The organism is Actinomadura sp. NPDC049753 (assembly GCF_040674655.1).
GTDB lineage: Bacteria > Actinomycetota > Actinomycetes > Streptosporangiales > Streptosporangiaceae > Spirillospora > Spirillospora verrucosospora.
On the sequence record NZ_JBFARL010000081.1, the window covers coordinates 1 to 20,418 of the forward strand.

24 protein-coding genes are annotated in these 20,418 nt (G+C 72.5%); 7 read left to right on the plus strand and 17 right to left on the minus strand.

Annotation, left to right across the window (positions count from 1 at the left end; translation table 11 throughout):
• Positions 1-79: 79 nt before the first annotated feature.
• Both AB0K37_RS21340 and AB0K37_RS21345 read right to left on the minus strand, forming a co-directional pair.
• Positions 80-1,429, minus strand: a complete 1,350-nt coding sequence (locus AB0K37_RS21340) for a glycosyl hydrolase family 18 protein (RefSeq protein ID WP_363983679.1) — start codon at positions 1,427-1,429, stop codon at positions 80-82.
• Between the two features lie 168 nt (positions 1,430-1,597).
• Positions 1,598-1,987: a YccF domain-containing protein gene (locus tag AB0K37_RS21345; RefSeq protein ID WP_363983681.1), complete on the minus strand. Its 390-nt coding sequence runs from the start codon at positions 1,985-1,987 to the stop codon at positions 1,598-1,600.
• A gap of 162 nt (positions 1,988-2,149) precedes the next feature.
• Between AB0K37_RS21345 and AB0K37_RS21350 the strand changes: the two genes are divergently transcribed.
• Both AB0K37_RS21350 and AB0K37_RS21355 read left to right on the plus strand, forming a co-directional pair.
• On the plus strand, positions 2,150-2,806 hold the full coding sequence (locus AB0K37_RS21350; protein ID WP_363983683.1) for a HEAT repeat domain-containing protein: 657 nt from the start codon (positions 2,150-2,152) through the stop codon (positions 2,804-2,806).
• 6 nt (positions 2,807-2,812) lie between these two features.
• Positions 2,813-3,811: a HEAT repeat domain-containing protein gene (locus AB0K37_RS21355; RefSeq protein ID WP_363983685.1), complete on the plus strand. Its 999-nt coding sequence runs from the start codon at positions 2,813-2,815 to the stop codon at positions 3,809-3,811.
• On the opposite strand, the gene AB0K37_RS21360 is transcribed toward AB0K37_RS21355, so the two are convergent.
• Positions 3,808-4,218 carry a dihydrofolate reductase family protein gene (locus AB0K37_RS21360; RefSeq protein ID WP_363983749.1) on the minus strand — a complete coding sequence of 137 codons (411 nt, stop codon included), beginning with the start codon at positions 4,216-4,218 and terminating at the stop codon, positions 3,808-3,810. The genes AB0K37_RS21355 and AB0K37_RS21360 overlap by 4 nt on opposite strands.
• 84 nt (positions 4,219-4,302) lie before the next feature.
• Positions 4,303-5,205, minus strand: a complete 903-nt coding sequence (locus AB0K37_RS21365) for an ADP-ribosylglycohydrolase family protein (protein ID WP_363983687.1) — start codon at positions 5,203-5,205, stop codon at positions 4,303-4,305.
• A gap of 159 nt (positions 5,206-5,364) precedes the next feature.
• Here AB0K37_RS21365 and AB0K37_RS21370 point away from each other — a divergent pair, with 159 nt between their 5' ends.
• Positions 5,365-6,150 carry a tetratricopeptide repeat protein gene (locus AB0K37_RS21370; RefSeq protein WP_363983689.1) on the plus strand — a complete coding sequence of 262 codons (786 nt, stop codon included), beginning with the start codon at positions 5,365-5,367 and terminating at the stop codon, positions 6,148-6,150.
• Between the two features lie 123 nt (positions 6,151-6,273).
• On the opposite strand, the gene AB0K37_RS21375 is transcribed toward AB0K37_RS21370, so the two are convergent.
• Positions 6,274-6,660 carry a DUF4440 domain-containing protein gene (locus AB0K37_RS21375; protein WP_363983691.1) on the minus strand — a complete coding sequence of 129 codons (387 nt, stop codon included), beginning with the start codon at positions 6,658-6,660 and terminating at the stop codon, positions 6,274-6,276.
• A gap of 54 nt (positions 6,661-6,714) precedes the next feature.
• Here AB0K37_RS21375 and AB0K37_RS21380 point away from each other — a divergent pair, with 54 nt between their 5' ends.
• Positions 6,715-7,074 carry a helix-turn-helix domain-containing protein gene (locus tag AB0K37_RS21380; RefSeq protein WP_363983693.1) on the plus strand — a complete coding sequence of 120 codons (360 nt, stop codon included), beginning with the start codon at positions 6,715-6,717 and terminating at the stop codon, positions 7,072-7,074.
• Between the two features lie 46 nt (positions 7,075-7,120).
• On the opposite strand, the gene AB0K37_RS21385 is transcribed toward AB0K37_RS21380, so the two are convergent.
• A complete protein-coding gene (locus AB0K37_RS21385) occupies positions 7,121-7,600 on the minus strand; it encodes an ATP-binding protein (protein WP_363983695.1) in 480 nt (159 codons plus the stop codon).
• Entirely contained in the window at positions 7,600-8,625 is a 1,026-nt protein-coding gene (locus AB0K37_RS21390) for a nitronate monooxygenase (RefSeq protein ID WP_363983697.1), read from the minus strand. The genes AB0K37_RS21385 and AB0K37_RS21390 overlap by 1 nt, the downstream gene beginning before the upstream one ends.
• Before the next feature lie 66 nt (positions 8,626-8,691).
• Here AB0K37_RS21390 and AB0K37_RS21395 point away from each other — a divergent pair, with 66 nt between their 5' ends.
• A complete protein-coding gene (locus tag AB0K37_RS21395; protein WP_363983698.1) occupies positions 8,692-9,600 on the plus strand; it encodes an NAD(P)-dependent oxidoreductase in 909 nt (302 codons plus the stop codon).
• A 6-nt stretch (positions 9,601-9,606) separates the two neighbouring features.
• On the opposite strand, the gene AB0K37_RS21400 is transcribed toward AB0K37_RS21395, so the two are convergent.
• Entirely contained in the window at positions 9,607-9,984 is a 378-nt protein-coding gene (locus AB0K37_RS21400) for a nuclear transport factor 2 family protein (protein WP_363983700.1), read from the minus strand.
• An 87-nt stretch (positions 9,985-10,071) separates the two neighbouring features.
• On the opposite strand from AB0K37_RS21400, the gene AB0K37_RS21405 reads away from it, so the two are divergent.
• Positions 10,072-10,857 carry a helix-turn-helix transcriptional regulator gene (locus tag AB0K37_RS21405; RefSeq protein ID WP_363983702.1) on the plus strand — a complete coding sequence of 262 codons (786 nt, stop codon included), beginning with the start codon at positions 10,072-10,074 and terminating at the stop codon, positions 10,855-10,857.
• Here AB0K37_RS21405 and AB0K37_RS21410 read toward each other — a convergent pair.
• The 4 genes from AB0K37_RS21410 to AB0K37_RS21425 all read right to left on the minus strand — a co-directional run bounded on the left by AB0K37_RS21410 (position 10,835) and on the right by AB0K37_RS21425 (position 15,854).
• Positions 10,835-11,929, minus strand: a complete 1,095-nt coding sequence (locus AB0K37_RS21410; RefSeq protein ID WP_363983704.1) for an NAD(P)-dependent alcohol dehydrogenase — start codon at positions 11,927-11,929, stop codon at positions 10,835-10,837. The two genes, AB0K37_RS21405 and AB0K37_RS21410, sit on opposite strands and share 23 nt — an antisense overlap.
• A 10-nt stretch (positions 11,930-11,939) precedes the next feature.
• On the minus strand, positions 11,940-13,187 hold the full coding sequence (locus AB0K37_RS21415; RefSeq protein WP_363983706.1) for a cytochrome P450: 1,248 nt from the start codon (positions 13,185-13,187) through the stop codon (positions 11,940-11,942).
• Positions 13,188-13,315: 128 nt separating this feature from the next.
• The gene (locus AB0K37_RS21420; protein ID WP_363983708.1) at positions 13,316-14,083 is read right to left on the minus strand and encodes a crotonase/enoyl-CoA hydratase family protein; all 768 of its coding nucleotides are present in this window, start codon (positions 14,081-14,083) and stop codon (positions 13,316-13,318) included.
• 10 nt (positions 14,084-14,093) lie between these two features.
• Complete coding sequence (locus AB0K37_RS21425) at positions 14,094-15,854, minus strand: acyl-CoA dehydrogenase family protein (RefSeq protein ID WP_363983710.1); 1,761 nt, start codon at positions 15,852-15,854, stop codon at positions 14,094-14,096.
• A gap of 92 nt (positions 15,855-15,946) precedes the next feature.
• Here AB0K37_RS21425 and AB0K37_RS21430 point away from each other — a divergent pair, with 92 nt between their 5' ends.
• Positions 15,947-16,678, plus strand: a complete 732-nt coding sequence (locus AB0K37_RS21430) for a PaaX family transcriptional regulator C-terminal domain-containing protein (protein WP_363983712.1) — start codon at positions 15,947-15,949, stop codon at positions 16,676-16,678.
• Between the two features lie 10 nt (positions 16,679-16,688).
• Here AB0K37_RS21430 and AB0K37_RS21435 read toward each other — a convergent pair whose 3' ends face one another.
• The 5 genes from AB0K37_RS21435 to AB0K37_RS21455 all read right to left on the minus strand — a co-directional run bounded on the left by AB0K37_RS21435 (position 16,689) and on the right by AB0K37_RS21455 (position 20,401).
• Positions 16,689-17,813, minus strand: a complete 1,125-nt coding sequence (locus tag AB0K37_RS21435) for a zinc-dependent alcohol dehydrogenase family protein (protein WP_363983714.1) — start codon at positions 17,811-17,813, stop codon at positions 16,689-16,691.
• Positions 17,810-18,226 (minus strand): thioesterase family protein, encoded by a 417-nt coding sequence (locus tag AB0K37_RS21440; protein ID WP_363983716.1) that lies wholly within the window; start codon positions 18,224-18,226, stop codon positions 17,810-17,812. The genes AB0K37_RS21435 and AB0K37_RS21440 overlap by 4 nt, the downstream gene beginning before the upstream one ends.
• Before the next feature lie 221 nt (positions 18,227-18,447).
• Positions 18,448-19,074, minus strand: a complete 627-nt coding sequence (locus tag AB0K37_RS21445; protein WP_363983718.1) for a superoxide dismutase — start codon at positions 19,072-19,074, stop codon at positions 18,448-18,450.
• Between the two features lie 117 nt (positions 19,075-19,191).
• The gene (locus AB0K37_RS21450; RefSeq protein ID WP_363983720.1) at positions 19,192-19,350 is read right to left on the minus strand and encodes a hypothetical protein; all 159 of its coding nucleotides are present in this window, start codon (positions 19,348-19,350) and stop codon (positions 19,192-19,194) included.
• Positions 19,351-19,405: 55 nt separating this feature from the next.
• The gene (locus AB0K37_RS21455) at positions 19,406-20,401 is read right to left on the minus strand and encodes a ribonucleotide-diphosphate reductase subunit beta (RefSeq protein ID WP_363983722.1); all 996 of its coding nucleotides are present in this window, start codon (positions 20,399-20,401) and stop codon (positions 19,406-19,408) included.
• Between the last annotated feature and the right edge of the window lie 17 nt (positions 20,402-20,418).

Sequence of the window (20,418 nt, forward strand, 5' to 3'; positions counted from 1 at the left end):
CGGACGCCGAGGTGCCGCGCCAGAAGCCCGACCAGCTCGGGCAGGTGCGGGGTTGCGTCGTCCAGGACCCAACACGCCGTCAGCGCCCCTGGAGGCCGCGGACGTTGTCGCCGAACGTCCAGCTCTTCGACCCGTCCCAGTTGATCGACCAGGTCATCAGGCCTTTCAGCTGGCCGTTGAAGCGGTTCCACGCCTGGCCGACGAGGCTCGGCGACATGTAGCCGCCGCCCGCGCCCGGCTGCGCCGGCAGCCCCGGGGCCTGCTTGTCGTACGGGACCTTGATGGTGGTGCCCTGGACGGTGAGGCCGTTGTTCAGGCACTCGGTCTGCTTCACGAAGCCCTCGACCGTCCCGGCGGAGTAGGAGTCGCCCGAGCAGCCGTACATGCTGCCGTTGTAGTACTGCATGTTCAGCCACCACAGCCGGCCGTTGTCCGCGTACTTCTTGACGATCGGCAGGTAGGCGCCCCAGATCGAGCCGTAGGTGACGCTTCCGCCGGTCACGTACGCGGTCTCCGGGGCCATCGTGAGCCCGAATTTGGACGGCATCTGGCCGAGCACGCCGTCGATGATGCGGATCAGGTTGGACTGCGACGCCGACAGCTGGTTGATGTTCCCGCTGCCCGACAGGCCCGTCTCGATGTCGATGTCGATCCCGTCGAAGTTGTACTTCTTCAGGATCGGCACGACCGTCTGGACGAACCGGTCGGCGACGGCGCTGGAGCTGAGGTCGATGCCCGCGGCGGCGCCGCCGATCGACATCAGGATGGTCGCGCCCGCGGCCTTCGCCGCGCACATCTGGGCGGGGGTGGAGACCTTCACCGTCGAGTCCATGCCGTCCTCCCACAGGACGGTGCCGTCCGAGCGGATGACGGGGAACGCCGCGTTGATCACGTTGTAGCCGTGCTGCTTGATCACCGGGTTGTCGATCGGCGTCCAGCCGAACGGCGGGTGGACGCCGTTGGACGCGCCGTCCCAGTTCTCCCAGTAGCCCTGGAGGATCTTGCCGGCGGGCCTGGACTTCACCGCGCAGGTCTCGTCCCCGCCGGGCGGCGGGGTGGTCGGCGGGTCCGTGGGCGGCGTGGTCGGTGGCGTGGTCGGCGGCTCCGTCGTGTCGCAGGTGCCCAGCTCGCGCCAGAGCGTGGCGGTGGACGCGGGGTTCCAGTTCGCGCCGGGGTAGGCGGTGTGGGCGACGATCGCCTCGTAGCCGCGGCCGCTGTAGACGACCTTGTCGCCGACCTTGTAGGAGGTGCCCTCCGCCCAGGCCGGATACGTGCAGGCGATCGCGGACGCGGGCTGGGCCGACGAGGGCGCGGAGACCGCGACCAGCGTGCCGAACGACAGGACGGCCGCCGCGGCGGCGGAGGCCAGCGCGGCTCCGGCCGCGCGTCTGGAGGGTCTGCGCTCGAAGTGCGCGTGCTTGGGCTTCACGGGGGACGACTCCTCGGCTGAGCGGGACACAGAGGAGCCGGTGCAGGAGCCGAACAAGTCCCGCCGGGACGGGACTCTCCCAGAGCAAGGCACATACCACCGGCGTGGACGCCAGTTAGAGGGTAACCGTCCCGCCCGGGCCCGTGAAGCCCTCGAAAAGGGGGTCGTTCAGAAGATCGCGGTGCGGTCCGACGGGACGATCTCCTGCCCCAGCGGAGTGAGCGAGATCGGGATCAGCTTGAAGTTGGCGATGCCGAACGGGATCCCGATGATCGTGATGCAGAGCAGGACGCCGGTGACGAGATGCCCGAGGGCCAGCCACCACCCCGCGAAGACGATCCAGATGATGTTCCCGATGAGCGAACCCGCGCCCGCGTCCCGCCTGGGGACGGTCGTCCGGCCGAACGGCCACAGGGCGAAGCCCGCGATGCGGAACGAGGCGATGCCGAACGGGATCGTGATGATGAGGACGCAGCAGATCAACCCGGCGACCACGTAGCCCATCGCCATCCAGAAGCCCGCCAGGACCAGCCAGAGGACGTTCAGCAGCGTGCGCACGAGTTCCCCCCGAGAGTAATCAGATGCTGTTATTTCACACCGCCTCCCGACTCAAACCGGCCGGCCGTGTGAAGAAGACCGTAGGGGGCCCCGTCCGGTCGCGAACGCGCTTGACCTTGACACGGTGACAGGCTCTTCACTGCGACCAGGGAGGTGGTCCCGATGACCATGCCGGATACGGTCCGGGCTATCCGGGGGCTGGAGAACGGCGACGCGTCGGTACGGCTGCGCGCGGCGATGGCGGTCGGCACGGCCCCCGACCCGGCGTTCGTCGACAAGCTCCTCGAACGGTGCGCGGTCGAACCGGAGTTCTTCGTGCGCGACATGCTCACGTGGGCGCTGACCCGCCACCCGTCCTCGACGACGGTTCCGAAGCTCGTCGAAGAACTCCGCTCGGAGCACGCGCAGGCTCGAAGCCAGGCCCTGCACACGCTGTCCAAGGTCGGGGACCCGCGGGCGTGGCCGGCGATCACGCGGGAGCTCCTGACCGACGCCGACGGCGAGGTGGCGCGGAGCGCCTGGCGAGCGGCGGTCGTGCTCGCGCCCGAAGACGAGCGGCCCGCGTTGGCGGCGGTGCTGGCGTCCCAGCTCGGGCGCGGTGAGCGTCCGATGCAGCAGAGCCTCAGCCGGGCGCTGATCGCGCTCGGCGAGGTGATCGTGCCGGTGCTGCGCACCGCCCAGGCGGGCCCCGACCCGCGCGTGCGCACGCACGCGATCGCCACGGAACGGCTGCTGCGCGACCCGGACGCCGGGTTCGAGTTCGCGATCGAGGAGGCGAAGCGCATCATGGCTCTCGGCGCGACCCGACAGGAGGAGTGACGGACGGTGTTGATCGGGGATGTGGCACGGCGGTCCGGGGTCAGCGCCCGCATGCTCAGGCACTACGAGTCGCTCGGCCTGGTGCGGCCGACGGGCCGTACCGGCGCCGGTTACCGCGAGTACTCCGGCGAGGACATCCGGCGGATCTTCCACATCGAGAGCCTGCGGTCATTGGGGCTGTCGCTGCGTGAGGTCGGGCGCGCGCTCGACGACCCCGGCTTCGCGCCCGCGGAGCTCGTCGCCGACCTCGTCCACCGGACGCGGGAACGCATCGCCCGCGAGACGGAGCTGCTCACGCGGCTCCGCCGGATCGACGCCGCGGAACCCGCCGACTGGGAGGACGTCCTCCAGACCGTCGCGCTCCTCCAGGCGCTGGGGTCGGAAAGCGCCGGGAAGCGCCAGCGCGCGGCCCTGTCCTCGGTCGAAGAAGTACCGGTGGAGGCACTGGTCGAGGCGGCCTTGAGCGAGACGGACACGAACGTCGCCGGAGCCCTTCGATGGGCTCTGGCGCGATCGGGCGACAGCGCGCTGGCGCCGCTGGCGCAGGGCCTCGGCTCACCGGCCGCCGAGGTGCGGAGACGGGCCGTCCAGGCGATCGCCGAGATACCGGGCGACGGAGCGACCGCACTCCTGCGGGAGGCCCTCACGAGCGCTGACATCGTGGTTCGCAGGCATGCGGCTCGGGCACTCGGGACACGGGGAGTGGAGGACGCCGTCCCGACGCTGATCGACATGATCGTCCAGGAGGCGAACGACGTCGACGCGGCCGACGCCCTGAGCACCCTGGCGAGCCGTCCCGCGCTGGCGGAGCAGATCGCCACCGGCCTCGTCGACCACCTCGCCCAGGGCGCCGCCGACTCGTCCGCCCGTCGACGGCTGACCCAGGCGCTGGCGGACATTCCGGGCCCCACGGCGTCCCGCGCCCTCGCGGACCTGTCCCAGGACGAAGACCACGCCGTCGCCCTCACCGCGACCTACATCCTGACCCTCCGCACCGACCGTTAGCCTCCCGTGCCGGTCAGGCTCGTTTCGCGTCCGCCGTCCGCCTCCCGCTGCCGGACGGCGTAGGTCAGGTGGGTCACCCTCGGGGAGTGCTCCGTGCGGATCGGCTCCAGGGCCACACGGCCCGCGTCCACGCCCTCGAACAGGCGGACTCCGGAGCCGAACAGCACGGGTGAGAGCGCGATCGAGAACCCGTCGACCAGGCCGGCGTTCACATACTCCAGGATCGTCGCGCCGCCGCCCGCGATGCGGACGTCGCGGTGGCCGGCGGAGACGGATCGAACGGGTCTTGTCGGATGACGATCACGACCGCTCTCCGCCGAGGTCAGTGGCAGCGATCGGCCGTGCCGGCGACGGACCAGAGGCGCTGGCGGACATCCCGGGCCCCACGGCGTCCCGCACCCTCGCAGACCTGTCCCGGGACGAAGACCACGCCGTCGCCCTCACCGCGACCTGCGTGCGGAGCCTCCGCGACGCGCACTGAGCCGAGGGGGTCAGGCTTGTGGGCTGTTCTCCAGCCATCCGGGGAGGGGTTCGCGGTTCTCGAGCCAGGCTGACGGGATGCCGTCGATCCCGGTGTTGGCGGCAATGATGCCGCCGACGATCGCGGCGGTGGTGTCCATGTCGCCGCCCGCTCTGACGCAGGCCCGGACGCCGGCCGGGTAGTCGTCCAGGTGGCGGGTGGATGCCCAGAGCGCGAACGGCACGGTGTCTTGGGCGGTGATGCGTGATCCGTTGCCCAGGGCTTGCGCCGCTTGCTCGGCCGTTGCCTTCTCGAGGCTGCGGGCGCGTTGGAGTCCCCGTCGGACGTAGGTCCCGGGGGCGTGGTCGAGTGCCGCCTCGATCAGGTCTTCAGCGGTGCCGGAGGCGGCGAGGGAGGCGGCGACGGCGACCGCGACGGCGCCTGCGACCCCTTCGGTGTGGGCGTGGGTGATCTCGGCTTGGAGGGCGGCCTCCGCGGCGGCACGCGCCGGGTCGCCGCCGTAGAAGGCGCCCAGGGGTGCGACACGCATGGCGGCGCCGTTGCCGAAGGAGCCGTTCCCGCCGAAGGACTCGGCCGTGGCGGTCCGCCACGGGTGTCCGTCACGGACGCGTTCGAGGAGTTCCAGGGCCCCGGCGCCGTAGCGGCGGCCGACGTCCATGCGTGCGGCGAAGGAGGCGGCGAGAGCGTCCTGGTCGATGCGTCCGTGACGGCGCAGGCAGGCGACGACCGAGCAGGCCATCTCCGTGTCGTCGCTCCACTCCCACGGGGGTGAAGGGAGGTCCGCGGCGGTGAGGTGCCGGTTGGCATGCAGGAAGAACTGGTCACCGAACGCGTCACCGACCGACAAGCCAGCCAGGGAGTCGTGCATGAGCACGGCCGCCCGTTCCGAGAGGCCGCGTTGGTCGTCGTTCATGGCAAAGGTCCCGACTGGCGTGGGGCACGGTGGACGCCGCTTCCGCGGCAGCCTATAGGGAACCAGGATTCTCGGGCCGCTCCTCACCCCCGACCCGGCCGAACCCGCCCGTCCAGCGAACGGCGGGAACCGTTCTGGGGACGGGAGGGTCGGATCGGGGTGATCACGGAAGGGGACGGTGTGGAGACAGGTAGTGGAGAGGCCGAGTTCCAGGAGGCGAAGTCGCTTCAGGAGCAGGGGCGGGTGCGGGAGGCCGAGCGGCTGTTCAGGGTGGCTGCCGAGGCGGGGCATGTCGGCGCCATGCTGAAGCTCGGCATCCTGGTCGTGGAGCGGGACGAGGGCGAGGCCGAGCGGTGGTGGCGCGCTGCGGCCGACGCGGGCGATCGGGTCGGGCAGTTCAACCTCGGCATCCTCTGCTCGGACCAGGGACGGGACGAGGAGGCCGAGAGCTGGTATCGCAGAGCGGCCGAGGCGGGCGAGGTCGACGCTCGGCACAATCTCGGGCTCCTGCTCATCCGCCGCCGTGATGTGCGGGGAGCCGCCGAGCAGTTCCGCATCGCGGCCGAGGCCGGGCACGCCGATTCGATCACCAACCTCGGTCTGGCGCTCGGTGAGGTGGGGCGGGCGGAGGAGTCCGAGGAATGGCTGCGGCGCGCCGCAGAAAAGGGCGACGGCCGTGCGCTCAGCGCCCTCGCCAACCATCTGTACTCCCAGGGCCGACGTGAGGAGGCCGACGAGTGGTGGGAGAAGGGCGCGGCTGCGGGTGACCCGGACTCCCTGTTCAACCTCGGTGTCCGTTGCGAGCACAAGGACGACATGGCCGGGGCCGAGGAGTACTTCCGCAGGGCCGGGCAGGCCGGGCATCCGCGTGGTGAGGCGAGGGCGACGGCCGTGGCGCGCGGAGTCCGCGCGAACGGCGCCCCCTACATGCCCGGCCTTTTCTGACCGGCCTCCTTTCGGGAGAGGGCGGCGGTCGACACGCCCCTCATGATTCTTCCCGGAGACTTCGCCGCGCACGACCGCCTGGTCAGGGCGCTGTATCAAGGGCGCCGGCTGACCGTGTCCGTCCTACGCGCCGGAGGCGGCCGTGCCGAAGGGGTTGTCGAGGACGTAGCGCCAGCGGCCGTCCGGGCCCCGGCGGGCGACGTCGGTGGCGGTGCCCTCGATGCGGACCGGGCCCTCGGGGGCCTCGCCTTCGATCACCCAGTCGACGATCAGCAGGGCGAGGTCGCCGGCGGAGTAGACGTGGCGCGGGGCGACCTTGATCGGCAGGCCGAGGGCCATGAAGCGGGCGTTGGCGGCGTGGGCGTCGGCGCCGGTCAGCGGGGTGCCCGGTTCGGGGACGAACACCGCCCCCTCCTCGTAGACCTCGGCGACCGCCGCCGGGTCGCCGCCGTTGAAGCGGTCGGCGAACACGTGCGGGACGTCCTCGGGGCGTTCGGCCAATGGGCGCATCGTCGTCCTTCCAGGTAGACAGGTCTGGGACGCGAAACGCTAGGAGGCGCTCTCGTGACTCACCAAACGGTCAGCAATCCGGGGCTGCCGGACGATCCGCGCGCGGACACGGCGGAGCCCACGCCGTCCTGCCCGGTGGAGATCACCCTGCACGCGCTGCGCGGGCGCTGGACGACGCTGGTGGTCCGCGAGCTTCTGCGGGGCGACCGCTCGTACAGCGAGCTGCGGCGGGCCCTCCCGGCCCTGTCCGACAAGGTGCTGGCCGACCGGCTGGCGCATCTCGCCGAGGCGGGCGTGCTCGAACGGGAGCGAAGGGCGGGCTGGCCGCCGCGCACGCAGTACGCGCTCACCCCGCAGGGCCGCCGCCTGGGACCGGTGCTCCAGGCCCTGTGGGACTGGGGCGCCGAGGCGTAGTCAGACGGTCGGGGCGAGGAAGTACTCGCGGGCGCGCATCCGCGCTTCAAGATCCTCCATCGAGGGGCTCCTCGGGGCGGGTGACGACGAACCCTCCGTCGCCGCCGTGGCCGACGATGCGGACCTCGTCGAAGCCGTCGCGGGGGCTCGGGCAGCGGAGTCGCTGGAGCGTGGCATGGATTCCGACGTCCGGCACCTGCAATTCGGGCGGGCGGGCCGCGTTGCGGTCCCTCGACGCGGCGACGTCGGGCGGGAACCAGTAGGCGGTGACGCGGGCGTCGTGGCGGCGGCCGAGGGCGATGAGCGGCTCCCACTCCTCCGGGGACGGGTTGGTGTTGTCGACGGCGACGGACCGGCCCGATTCGAGGGCCTCGGCGATGAGGCGGAGCTGCCGGGCCTGCTTGCGGCGGGCCGACCTCGGGAAAAGGTCCTTGCTCACGTGCACGTGGGTGGCGGAGAGGCACTGGCGGTAGAACGTCGTCTTGCCGGACGCCTGCAGACCGATGAGGATCGCGAGGTCGGGCATCAGGCGGGGGCGAGGGAGCCCACCAGGGCGGCGGCGGGGGTTTCGGTCGTCTCTCGGAACGACTCGCCCGCCCAGAGGTTGACGCTGTCCGGGTCGCCCTGGGCCGCGGACGCCCGGCGCAGCGGCGCCGTCACGTAGTGGACGTCCGGGTAGGCGGCGGGGGCGTCCCCCGAGTGCTCGGTGAGGAAGCGGTTGATCAGGCCGCGCGCGGGACGTCCGCTGAACGCCCTGGTCATCGCGGTCGAGGTGAAGCGGGGATCGGTGAGGGCGGCCTTGTGGACGGCGCTGGCGCCGCTCTCCGGGCAGCGCAGGAACGCCGTCCCGAGCTGGGCGGCGGCGGCGCCGAGGGAGAGGATCTCGGCGACGTCGGCGGCGGTGGCGAGGCCCCCGGCGGCGATGAGGCGCTGCCGGGTGATCTCGCGGACGGCCCGGAGCAGCGCGCGCAGCGGCAGCGGCTCGTCGAGGGTGTTGGCGAACGAGCCCCGGTGGCCCCCGGCCTCGGAGCCCTGGAGGCAGAGCGCGTCGGCGCCGGACGCCTGGCGGGCCTCGTCCGCGGAGGTCACGGTGACGACGACGGCGGCGCCGCGGTCCTTGAGGGCGCGGATGACGTCCGGGCCGGGGCAGCCGAACGTGAAGCTGACGACCGCGGGCGGGTCGGACACCAGGTCGGCGATCTTCGCGTCGTAGGCGTCGTCGCGGGCGCCCGGAGTGCCCGGCTCCACGCCGAGGCGGGCGGCCTCGGGGGCGAGGAGATCGCGGTACGCGGCGACGGCGGCCGGGTCGATCTCGTCCAGGGACGGCATGAAGACATTCATCCCGAAGGGGCGGGACGTCAGCTCGCGCGTGGCGGCGATGTCGGCGCGCATGGCCTCGGTCGTCTTGTAGCCGGCGGCGAGGAAGCCGAGGCCGCCCGCGTTCGAGACGGCGGCGGCCAGCTCCGGCGTCGACGGTCCGCCCGCCATCGGGGCCTGCACGATCGGCAGTTCCGCCGGTACGGCGCTTTCGATCCCACTCCTGCTCACCATTCGCACGATAATCGCGGGGGACGCCGGGTGGTGACGCCGGGGTCGCGGCGAGGGAAGGGGGACGGCGTGCGGGTGCTGCTGCACTACGACATGGACCACGAGGAGCCCGGTCTCGACATCGTGAGCTGCTCGGAGCAGGACGATGCGCGGTTCGCCGGGCTGCTGCCGGACACCGAGGTGCTCTGGCACGTGCTGCGCCCGGTGACGGCCGCCGACATGGACCGGGCGCCGAAGCTGAGGCTGATCCAGAAGCTCGGCACGGGCGTGAACACCATCGACCTGGACGCCGCGGCCGAGCGCGGGATCGCGGTCGCGAACATGCCGGGCCGCAACGCGCAGGCCGTCGCGGAGACGTCGCTGCTGCTGATGCTGGCGGCGCTGCGGCGGATCGTGCCGTTCGACGCGCGGACGCGGCGCGGGGAGGGGTGGCCCGCCGACCGGTCCCTGGTGGGCGGCGAGCTGGCCGGACGGACGGTCGGGCTCCTCGGCGGCGGCGAGATCGCGACCCTGCTGCGCGGGATGCTGGAGGCGATCGGGGCGACCGTCCTCTACACGACCCGGCGTCCCCGGCACGACGACCCGGCCTGGCGGGAGCTGGACGATCTGCTGGGCGCCAGCGACATCGTCTCGGTGCACGTCCCCTTGACGGACGAGACCCGTCACCTGCTCGACGCCGAAAGGCTCGCGCTCCTGCCGGAGGGCGCGATCGTGGTGAACACCGCGCGCGGCGCGGTGATCGACGAGGCGGCGCTGGTGGCGGCGCTGGCGTCGGGGCACCTGGGCGGCGCGGGGCTGGACGTCTTCGAGAAGGAGCCCGTGGACGCGGGAAACCCGCTGCTGGCTCTCGACACAGTGGTCGTCATGCCGCACGTGGCGTGGCTGACCCGCGAGACGTGGGCCCGCTACTTCGCGGTCGCCGCGGAGAACTGCCGCCGCCTCGCGCGCGGCGACGGCCTCCTCCACCGCGTCGTCTAGCCCCGGTCAGACCGCGGCGGGGTTCCACCAGGTGAGGTTGGCGGCCGCCTGGGCCACCGGTTCGATGATCTCCCAGGCCTCGGCGATCAGGCCGTCGTCGATCCGCCAGATGTCGACGACCGCGATCTCTGGCCCGTCCGGGACCCGCCGCCGCGTGTGGAGGACCACGTGGTCTCCGTCGGCCAGGAGGTGGCGGATCTCGACCTGCATGCCGGCGAGCGGGGTGAGCGCCGCCTGAACGGCGGCGAGCCATTCGTCCTTGGTGGAGGAGGCGTCCGGCCGGTGGTGCGCGAAGTCCTCACGGAGCAGCGGCCGGAGCCCGTCGGTGCCGCCCGTGGTGAGCAGCTCGGAAAGGGCCCGCTGAACGATTTCCTTGTTCGTCATGGACGCAATGTTCCGGCGGCCACTGCCGACTGTCGATGAAGTCCCATTTCATGGCGTCCTGCCGCGTTCTGAGTACTCTCGACGACCGTGGACACGATCGGGGAGCTCCTGCGGCAGTGGCGGCATCGCCGGCGGCTCAGCCAGCTCGACCTCGCGATCGCGGCCGACGTCTCGGCACGGCACGTCAGCCTCGTCGAGACGGGCAGGTCCAACCCGAGCGCCGCCATGGTGCTGCGGCTCGCGGACCATCTCGACGTGCCGCTGCGCGACCGCAACCGGCTGCTGCTCGCGGCCGGCTTCGCCCCCCGGTACGCCGAACGGCCCCTCGACGACGACGCGCTGTCCGCCGCCCGGAACGCGGTCGAGCGGGTGCTCCGCGCGCACGAGCCGTATCCGGCGCTGGCGTTCGACCGCCGCTGGAACATCGTCATGACCAACCGCGCCGTCGGGCCGTTCCTCGCGGAGGTCGACCCCGAGCTGCTCCGGCCGCCCGTCAACCTGCTGCGGCTCGGCCTGGACCCGCGCGGGCTCGCCCGCCTGGTCGTCAACCTGGCCGACGTGCGCGCGGTGTTCCGGTCGCGGGTCGGGCGCCAGCTCGCGGCCGCGCCCGACCCCGGGCTCGCGGCCCTCTACGAGGAACTGCTGGAACCCGGGCCCGAGGACGCGCCCTCGGACGCCGACGTCATGATCCAGATGATCGTCCGGTTCGGGGGGCGGGAGCTGCGGCTGTTCTCCACCATCACCACGTTCGGCACTCCCCTGGACATCACCCTGGACGAGGTCGCCGTCGAGTCGTACTACCCGGCGGACGCCGAGAGCGCCTCCTGGTTCGAGGACCCGGGGCCAGGGCTCACGGGATCAGGACGGGCTTGACGACCTTGCCGGACGTCGTGTCGGCCTCCGCCTCGTTGATCTGGGCGAGCGGGTAGGTGGTGACCAGCCGGTCGAACGGGAAGCGGCCCTGCCGCCACATCTCGATCATCCGCGGGATGAACGTGTGCGGGACGGCGTCGCCCTCGATGATGCCCTTGACCGTCCGCCCCATGAGCAGCAGGTTGGCGTCCAGCCGGTACTCGGCGGCGCCGACGCCGACCAGGCCGCAGACGCCGGTGGTGCGCAGCGAGGCGACCGCCGTCGAGACGACCTCGGGGACGGCCGTGGAGTCGAACGAGTACTGCACGCCCTCACCGCCGGAGATCGCCCGGATCTGCCCGGCGATGTCGTCGTCCGCCCCGTCGATCACGTGGGTGGCGCCGAGCTCGCGGGCCAGGTCGAGCCGGGACTCGTGCAGGTCGACGGCGACGATCGTGGAGGCGCCCGCGATCCGCGCGGCCATCACGGCGGCCAGCCCGACCGCGCCCGCGCCGAAGACCGCGATGCTGTCGCCCGCGCGGACGCCGAGCGACACCAGCACGGAGGCGGCGCCGGTCTGCACGCCGCAGCCGAGCGGCCCGAGCACGTCGAGGGGGACGTCCTTGGTGACCGGGACGACGTTGCGGACGGTCCCGAGGGCGTGGCTCGCGAACGACGACTGCCCGAACCAGCGCGTGTGGACGGGCTCGCCGCCGGGGCCGGTGGCGCGGGGCGTCCCGTCCAGCGGCATCGCGAGCATGTTGAGCGCGGTCATCTGCGGGCAGGCGCCGGGCTTGGCGGCGCGGCAGTTGGCGCACTCCCCGCACGAGTCGAACGACATGACCACGTGGTCGCCGACGGTGAGGCCGGTGACGCCGGGCCCGACCGCCTCGACCACGCCGGAGCCCTCGTGCCCGAGGACGACCGGCTTCGCGACGAGGTCTCCGGGGACGCGTCCGAGCATGTCGGTGTGGCACATCCCCGCGCCCGCGACCCTGACGAGGACCTCGCCGGGCCCGGGGTCGGCGAGGTCGAGCGACTCGATCGTGTAGGGGGCGTCTGCGGCGCGCAGCACCGCGGCTTCGATCTGCACCGGCGGTTCCTTAGGCGAGGGAGTAGCGGACGGGGAGGCGCTTGAGGCCGCCGACGAAGGTGGTGGCGATGCCCTCCGGCGGCCCGGCGAGCTCGATCGAGCCGAGGCGGGGCAGCAGCTCCTCGAAGAAGGCGCGGACCTCGATGCGGGCCAGCGCCGCGCCCAGGCAGTAGTGGACGCCGAAGCCGAACGCCAGGTGCTTGTTCGGGTCGCGGCCGACGTCGAAGCGGAACGGGTCGTCGAAGACCTCCTCGTCCCGGTTCGCGGACGGGTAGGACAGCAGCACCGCCTCGCCCTGGCGGATCGTGACGCCGCGCAGGTCGTAGTCCTCGGTGGCGGTGCGCATGAACTCCTTGACCGGCGTGACCCAGCGGATCATCTCGTCCACGGCGAGCGGCATCAGCTCCGGCTTCTCGCGGAGCCGCTCGATCTGGTCGGGGTGCTCGATGAGCGCGTGCAGGCCGCCGGCGATCGTCGCGCTGGTGGTGTCGTGCCCGGCCGTCGCGACGATCACGTAGTAGGACGCGGTGTCGAAGTCGTTGAGCGGCTCGCCGTCGACGCGCGCGTTCGCGATGGCGGAGGCGAGGTCGTCGGTGGGGTGCTTGCGGCGCTCCTCCGTCAGGCCCTGGAAGTAGGCGAAGAAGTCGAGCAGGACCTGGAGCTTCTCCTCGTTCGTCGTGCCCCGCTGGAACTCGGCGTCGTCGCCGCCGAACAGCTCCTGCGTGAGCTTCAGCATGCGGTCGAAGTCGCTCTCCGGCAGGCCGAGCAGCGAGAGGATCACGTACAGCGGGAAGTGGACGGCGACCTCGCGCGCGAAGTCGCACTCGCCGCCGAGCTCCACCATCCGGTCGACGTACCGCTTGGCCAGCTCGCGGACGCGCGGCTCCAGGGCCCGCATCGCGCGCGGCCGGAACCAGTCCGCGCCGATCGCCCGGATCACCCGGTGGTCGGGGTCGTCCATGTGGACGAGCGTGCGCAGCGCGATGCCCTGCTCCGCGCGCTGCCGGTTCAGCGCGTCGAACTCGGCGGTGCCGAGCACCGGGCGCGGGGCGTTGAGGAACAGCCGGTGGTTGCGCTCGATCTCCAGGACGTCCTCGTGCTTGGTGATCCCCCAGAAGGGCGTGTAGCCGGGGGCCTCCACCCGGTGCACCGGGGACTCGCGGCGGAGCAGCGCGAGGGACTCATGGAACCGCCGGTCGTCGGCGTAGGCCTTCGGGTCGGCGAGCGCGAGGCCCGCCTCCTCCACGGTCAGCGTCATCGCTTTCGCTCTCCTCGGTCACGGCGGCCGCCCCTCAGGAACCTACGGTCCCGAATTGCGTTCGGTCAACGACCTTCGGAGCCATGTCGGCGGGCTCGGACGCCGGGAAGCCGGACGCGCCGCAGGGCTCAGATGTCGCCGAAGTCGCCGTGCCGTCCGCGACCGCTCGCGAACCGTCCGGCGCCCTCGATGGCATCCTCCATGGAGCCGAGGCCGCGGCGGTACTCGGCGGCGATCGCCTCGTCCTCGGGGAGGCCCTCCGCCTCCAGCGCCGACAGCCGGTCGCCGCGCAGGCAGGTCTGCGGGAACCGCGCCAGCTCGGCCGCAAGCTCCTCGGCCGCCTCCCGCGCCTTCCCCAGCGGGACGAGCCGGTTGGCGAGGCCGATCTCGAACGCCTCCCGCCCCTCCACCGACCGCCCGGTGAGGATCATGTCCATGGCGCGGCTCGCGCCGATCAGCCGCGGGAGCCGGACGGTCCCCCCGTCGACGAGCGGAACGCCCCAGCGCCGGCAGTAGACGCCGAAGGTGGCCGTCTCCTCCGCGACACGCAGATCGCACCACAGCGCCAGCTCCAGGCCCCCGGCGACGGCATGGCCCGCGACCGCCGCGACGACCGGCTTCGACAGGCGCATCCGCGTGCAGCCGAGGGGCCCGTCGGCCGGGGGCGGGTCGAGGCGCGGGCCGCGGTCGGTGCCGACCGAGGTGAGGTCGGCGCCGGAGCAGAACGTCCCGCCCTCGCCCCACAGGACGGCGACGCTCGCGCCGTCGTCCGCGTCGAACTCGCGGAACGCGGCGGCCAGCTCGCGCGCCGTCGGCCCGTCCACGGCGTTGCGCGTCGCCGGACGGGACATCACCACCGTGGTCACCGGGCCGTCCCGCTCGATCCGTACCGCCACGCGCGGCCTCCTAGTCGTCGGTGAACGCGCCGTCCGCCAGGTCGTCGAAGCGTTCGAGCTCGTCCGCCGGGTCGTCGATCCCCCGCAGCGGACCGGGGTCGGCGAGGTGGCTCCGAGCGTAGAGCCGCGCGACCAGCGCCTTGCGGTCCTCGCCGGAATCGGCGCGCTCCCACCCGGCCTGCTCCAGCAGGAGCGCCGCCGCGTACACGTCGGCCATGTACTGGGCGAGCGGGTAGAGGCGGGCTTCGGCCACGTTCCTGTCGAGCCCGCGCCACTTCTCTATGGCCTCGCGGAGATGCCCGATGCTGTGCCCGACCAGCGCGGCCGTCTCGTCGTCCCCGCCGGGCGCCTGCCGGACGGCCTGGTCGAGCCGTTCGAGGAACGGCTCGTGAGCGTCCTGCCGCTCGACGGCGCGGCGGACGTCCAGGCACAGGATGTTGTCGCCGCCCTCCCAGATGGGGTTGACCTGCGCGTCCCGCAGGATCCGCGCGACCGGCCACTGCTCGATGTAGCCGTTCCCGCCGTGGATCTCGATGGCGTCGCTCGCGGCCGTCACGCCCAGCCGGGCGGCCCGCAGCTTGATGAGCGCGGCCCCCAGTCGCAGCCGGGGACGTCCCAGGTAGCCGTCGAAGACGAGCGCCTGCACGGCCTCGGTCTCCACGATCAGCTCGGCGAGCTTGCGGCGCATGAGCGGCTGCGCGCCCAGCGGCGCACCGAACGCCTCGCGCGCCCGTGTGTAGCAGAGCGACTCGACGAGGGCCCGCCGCGCGCAGCCGAGGCCCATCATGGAGATGCCGAGCCGGGCGCCGTTGGTCAGCTCCATCATGCGGGCCAGGCCCCTGCCGTCCCCGCCCTCGCCCGCGCTCGACGCCGGGGCCAGCAGGAACGCCTCCGCGTCGGTGAACTCGATCTCGGCCGACGCCACCGACCGCGTGCCGAGCTTGTCCTTGAGCCGCCGGATCCGGACGCCGTTGCGCGAACCGTCCCGCCGCTCCCGCAGGACGAGGAACGGCGCGATGCCCCGGACACCGTCCACGGCCCCTTCCGGCTTGGCCAGCACGACGAAGGCCGAGCCGTTGGCGTTGGAGGCGAACCACTTGAAGCCGTTGAGGCGCCAGGCGTCGCCCTCCCGGGAGGCGGTCGACTCCAGCGCGCCGAGGTCCGAGCCGCCCGACCGCTCGGTGAGCATCTGCGCGGCCTCGCCGGACATCTCCCCGGCCGCGAACAGCTCCCGCACCCGCGCCTTGACGTCGTCCGGCGCGAACATCTCCGTCAGCCCCACGACCATGTCGCCGCCGGTGCCGAGCGCGCACGCCATGCCGATGTCGGCCTGGTCGAGCAGGTAGCTCCAGGCGACGCCCATCGGCGCGGGGTCGGCCCCGGCGCGCTTCGCCTCGGCCACGAAGTCGGGCCGGGTGAAGGACGTCGCCACGATGTCCCGGCGCGCCGCCTCGAACGAGGGCGGCATGACGACCTCGCTGATGTCGCGTCCCCACCGGTCGTACTTCTCCAGGCGCGGCGGGTTGCGGTCCGTCTCCTCGGCCCGTTCGGCGACCGGGCCGCCCATCAGCGCGCCCATCTCCCTGAGCCGGGGCTCGGCCCAGCCGAAACCGTCGCCCAGATGCCGGCGCATGAGGAACCGCAGCGTGGGGTCGCAGTCGTACCAGTTGCGGCCGGCCGCGCCCCGGTAGCGCTCGGTGGCGTAGCGGCGCGCCTTCTCCGCGCCCCCGAACGGCAGCCGGTCGAACGATTCGATGAGGTAGGACGCCATGCCCCGAACATTACACTTACAGCTCACGCGACGGAAAGAGTGTAATCTGAGGACGGGGCCACCCTCCCTCCCCGGTAGGGTCACCACCAGCCATGGACAGCCTGGAGATTCGCCCGCTCACCGCTCGGTCCGTCGTCCTGAGCACGCTGCTGGGCGTCCACCCTCCCCGCCTCCCGGCCCGCTACCTCGTCCGCGTCGGCGACCTGTTCGGCATCGCGGAGGGGACGATCCGGGTGGCCCTGTCGCGCATGGTCGCCGCCGGCGACCTCGTCCAGTCCGGCGGGACGTACGCCCTGACCGAGCGCCTCCTCGCCCGCCAGGCCCGGCAGGACGAGGCGCGCCTCCCCCCGACCCGCCCGTGGGACGGCGCCTGGGAGATCGCCGTCATCACCGCCGAGCGCCGCCCCGCCGCCGACCGCGCCGCGCTGCGCCAGGCCATGTCGACGCTGCGGCTCGCCGAACTGCGGGAGGGCACCTGGCTGCGCCCGGCGAACCTGACCCGTCCGCGGCCCGAACCCGTCGTCCGCCAGTGCACCTTCCTCACGGGCCGCCCCGAGGAGGACCCCGCGGCCCTGGCCGCCTCCCTCTGGGACCTGGACGCCTGGACGGCCAAGGCCGACGCCCTGCGCGCCGCCCTGGCCGGGGCGACCGCGATCGCCGAGCGCTTCACCTACGCGGCGGCCATCCTGCGCCACCTCCTCAACGACCCGCTCCTGCCGCCGTCACTGCTGCCCGCCGACTGGCCGGGCCCCGATCTGCGCGCCCGCTACGAGGCCTTCGAGGCCGACTTCGAGCAGCTCCTCACCACCCACGTCCTCGCCTGAGGGGGTCCTCTCAGGAGAAGGTGACGAGCTGGCGGACGGCCTCGGCGGTGTGGAGGCGGTCGAAGCCCGCGTTGATCTCGTCGAGGGGCAGACGGCCGCTGAGGAGGGCGTCCACGGGGAGGGCGCCGTCGCGGTACAGGGCGATGAAGCGGGGGACGTCCCGCCGGGGAACGCAGGAGCCGAGGTAGCTGCCGCGCAGGGTCCGCTCCTCGGCGACGAGGCTGAGGGCGGGCAGGGTGAGGGGCGCGCCGGGGGCCGGGAGGCCGACGGTGACGGTCGTGCCGCCGGGACGCGTGGCCGCGTAGGCCTGTTCGAGGACGGCGACGACGCCCGTCGTGTCGATCACCTTCTCCGCGCCGCCGGACGTCAGGTCGCGGATCGCCTCGACGGCGTCCGGACCGCCCGCGACGGGCCGGGCGCCGAGGCGCTCGGCGAGGTCCCGCTTGGGGGCGACGACGTCCACGGCGAGGACGGTCGAGGCTCCGGCGGCCTTGGCGGCGAGGACGGCGGACAGCCCGACGCCCCCGAGGCCGAAGACGGCGACGGTGTCGCCCGGCGACACGGCCGCGCTGTGGAGGGCGGCGCCGGCGCCGGTGAGGACGGCGCAGCCGAACAGCGCGGCGACGTCGAAGGGCAGGTCGCGGTCGATCTTCACGGCGGAGCGGGACGAGACGACGGTGTACTCGGAGAACGCCGAGACGCCGAGGTGGTGGTGCGGGCGCGTTCCGTCCGCGGCGCGGAAGCGCCTGCCGCCGCCGAGCAGGGTCCCGGCGCCGTTGGCCTGGGCGCCCGGCACGCAGAGGGCGGGACGTCCGGCGACGCAGCGCTCGCAGTGCCCGCACGCCGGGACGAACGCGAGCACGACGTGGTCGCCGGGCGCGAACTCGGTGCCCGGCCCGGTCTCCACGACCTCGCCCGCGGCCTCGTGCCCGAGCGCCATCGGCAGGGGGCGCGGCCGGGACCCGTTGATGACGGACAGGTCGGAGTGGCAGAGGCCCGCGGCGCCGATCCGGACCAGGAGCTCGCCGTGGCCGGGCGGGTCGAGGCGGAGTTCGGCGATCTCCAAGGGGCGGGACGCGGCGTAGGGGGCGGGGCGTCCCGACTCGACGAGGACGGCTGCGCGGGTGGCGGTCATGCCGCCACCAGCTTCTGCATCTCGGTGCGGACGGCGCCGGTGATCTCGACCGGGCGGCGGGTGCCGCGGTCGACGAACACGTGGACGAAGTGGCCCTCGGCGATGAGCTCGCCGTCCGAGCCGCGCAGCATGCCGATCTCCCAGCGGACGCTGGACCGGCCGAGCCTGCCGACGCGGAGCCCGACGCGGATCGTGTCGGGGAACGCCACCTCGGCCTTGTACTCGCAGTGGGACTCGACGCAGAGCGCGATCGAGTCGGAGGCCGCGGGGTCGAAGCCGGCGGTCCGGATCATCCACTCGTTGATGACGGTGTCCATCATCGAGTAGTGGACGACGTTGTTGACGTGCCCGTAGACGTCGTTGTCCTTCCACCGCGTGGGGACGTTCTCCCAGTACAGGTACTCGCCGGTCATAAGGAGCAGACTAGGGGCGGGGCCGCGGCGGCGCCGCACCGCCCGGGCACAACGGTGACCGTGCACCATGTCACCCGGGTGCGCGAGGGCGCGTGCCCAACCCTCGGCGTCCGCGTCCGGCAAGGCGGAAGCGGCGTTCACCGGGCCGCGAGGAAAGGTTCTGAGCACGATCCCGGCCTGGTGAACGCCGCCCCTCAGCGGCGCCGCGCGGACGCCGCCGTCTATCGGGAGGACACCGCGCTCTCGGGCCGGCTGCGGGCCGCGTCGAAGCGGGCCTGGACGTCCGTCCAGTTCACGAGTGACCAGAGCTTCTCCACGTAGTCCGGGCGGACGTTGCGGTACTGCAGGTAGTAGGCGTGCTCCCAGGCGTCGAACACCAGCAGCGGCGTCGTGTTCATGCCGACGTTGCCGTGGTGGTCGTAGACCTGCTCGACGACGAGGCGCCCGCCGAGGGGCTCCCACGCGAGGACGCCCCAGCCGGAGCCCTGCACGGTGGAGGTCGCCGCCGTGAGCTGCTTCTGGAACGCCTCGAACGTGCCGAAGTGCTCGTCGACGGCCGCCGCCAGTTCTCCGTCCGGGCGGTCGCCGCCGTCCGGCGACAGGTTGTCCCAGAAGATCGAGTGCAGGACGTGGCCGGAGAGGTTGAACGCGAACGTCTTCTCCAGGCCGACCAGCCCGCCGTACTGCTCCTTCTCGCGCGCCTCGGCGAGCTTCTCCAGCGTGTCGTTGGCGCCCTTGACGTAGGCGGCGTGGTGCCTGGAGTGGTGCAGCTCCAGGATCTCGCCGGTGATCGCCGGCTCCAGGGCGGCGTAGTCGTAGGGCAGGTCGGGAAGCGTGTAGTCGGCCATACGGCCACTATTGCAAATGAGTTGCAGTTACGTCCAATGCGCAACACGGCCGCGTCCGGAGCGCGAAACGGAACGGACCCGCCCCCGGAGCGGGGACGGGTCCGATTTCGGTGGGGGTCAGTAGCGGCGGCGTCCGCCGCCGCGCCCGCGCGACAGCAGTCCTCGGATCTTCGCCTGGGTGCGCGGGTCCCGGGCGAGCCGTTCCGCGCGGGCGCGCGCCTTGCGGCCCTGCGGGCTCCGGGCGAACCGCATGATGCGGTCGATGACGGAAGGCATGTTCTTCCTCCTCGGCCTTGTCCTCACGGTTCAACGAATGCCCGTTCCGAAAGGTTCAGAACGCCTCGTCGAGCGCGACCGTCCCCTCCACGCCGATCTGGTAGGCCGAAACGCGTCGCTCGAAGAAGTTGGACAGCTCCTGGACGTCCTGCAACTCCATGAACGCGAACGGGTTCGCGGTGCCGTAGCGGGCGGGCAGGCCGAGCCGGACGAGCCGCTGGTCCGCGACGTATTCGAGGTAGGCGCGCATGTCGTCCGCGCTCATGCCGGGCAGGCCGTCCCCGCACAGGTCGCGGGCGAACGCCAGCTCCGCCTGGACGGCCTCCTCCATCATCGCGGTGACCTGGGCCGTCAGCTCCGCGTCGAACAGGCCGGGCTCCTCCGCCCGGACGGTGTCGACCACCGAGAACGCGAACTCCATGTGCATTGACTCGTCGCGGAAGACCCAGTTCGTCCCGGACGCGAGGCCGTTGAGCAGGCCGCGCGACCGGAGCCAGTACACGTAGGCGAACGCGCCGTAGAAGAACAGCCCCTCGATGCAGGCCGCGAAGCAGATGAGGTTCAGCAGGAACGCCCTGCGGTCGGCGGCGGTGCGGAGCTTCTCCAGGGAGCCGAGCGAGTCGATCCACCGGAAGCAGAACTCCGCCTTGGCCCGGATGGACGGGATGTGCTCGATCGCGGCGAACGCCTTGACGCGTTCGTCCTGATCGGGCAGGTAGGTGTCCAGGAGGGTCAGGTAGAACTGGACGTGCACGGCCTCCTCGAAGAGCTGCCGCGAGAGGTACAGCCGGGCCTCCGGCGCGTTCACGTGCTTGTAGAGGTTGAGGACGAGGTTGTTCGCCACGATCGAGTCGCCGGTGGCGAAGAACGCGACCAGCCGGTTGACGAGGTGCAGCTCGTCGGGGGTGAGCCGCGCGAGGTCCGCCAGGTCGGAGGCGAGGTCGACCTCCTCCACCGTCCAGGTGTTGCGGATCGCGGCCCGGTACCGCTCGTAGAAGTCCGGGTAGCGCATGGGCCGCAGCGTCAGGTCCATGCCGGGATCGAGGAGCATGCCCCGCCCCTCCTCCC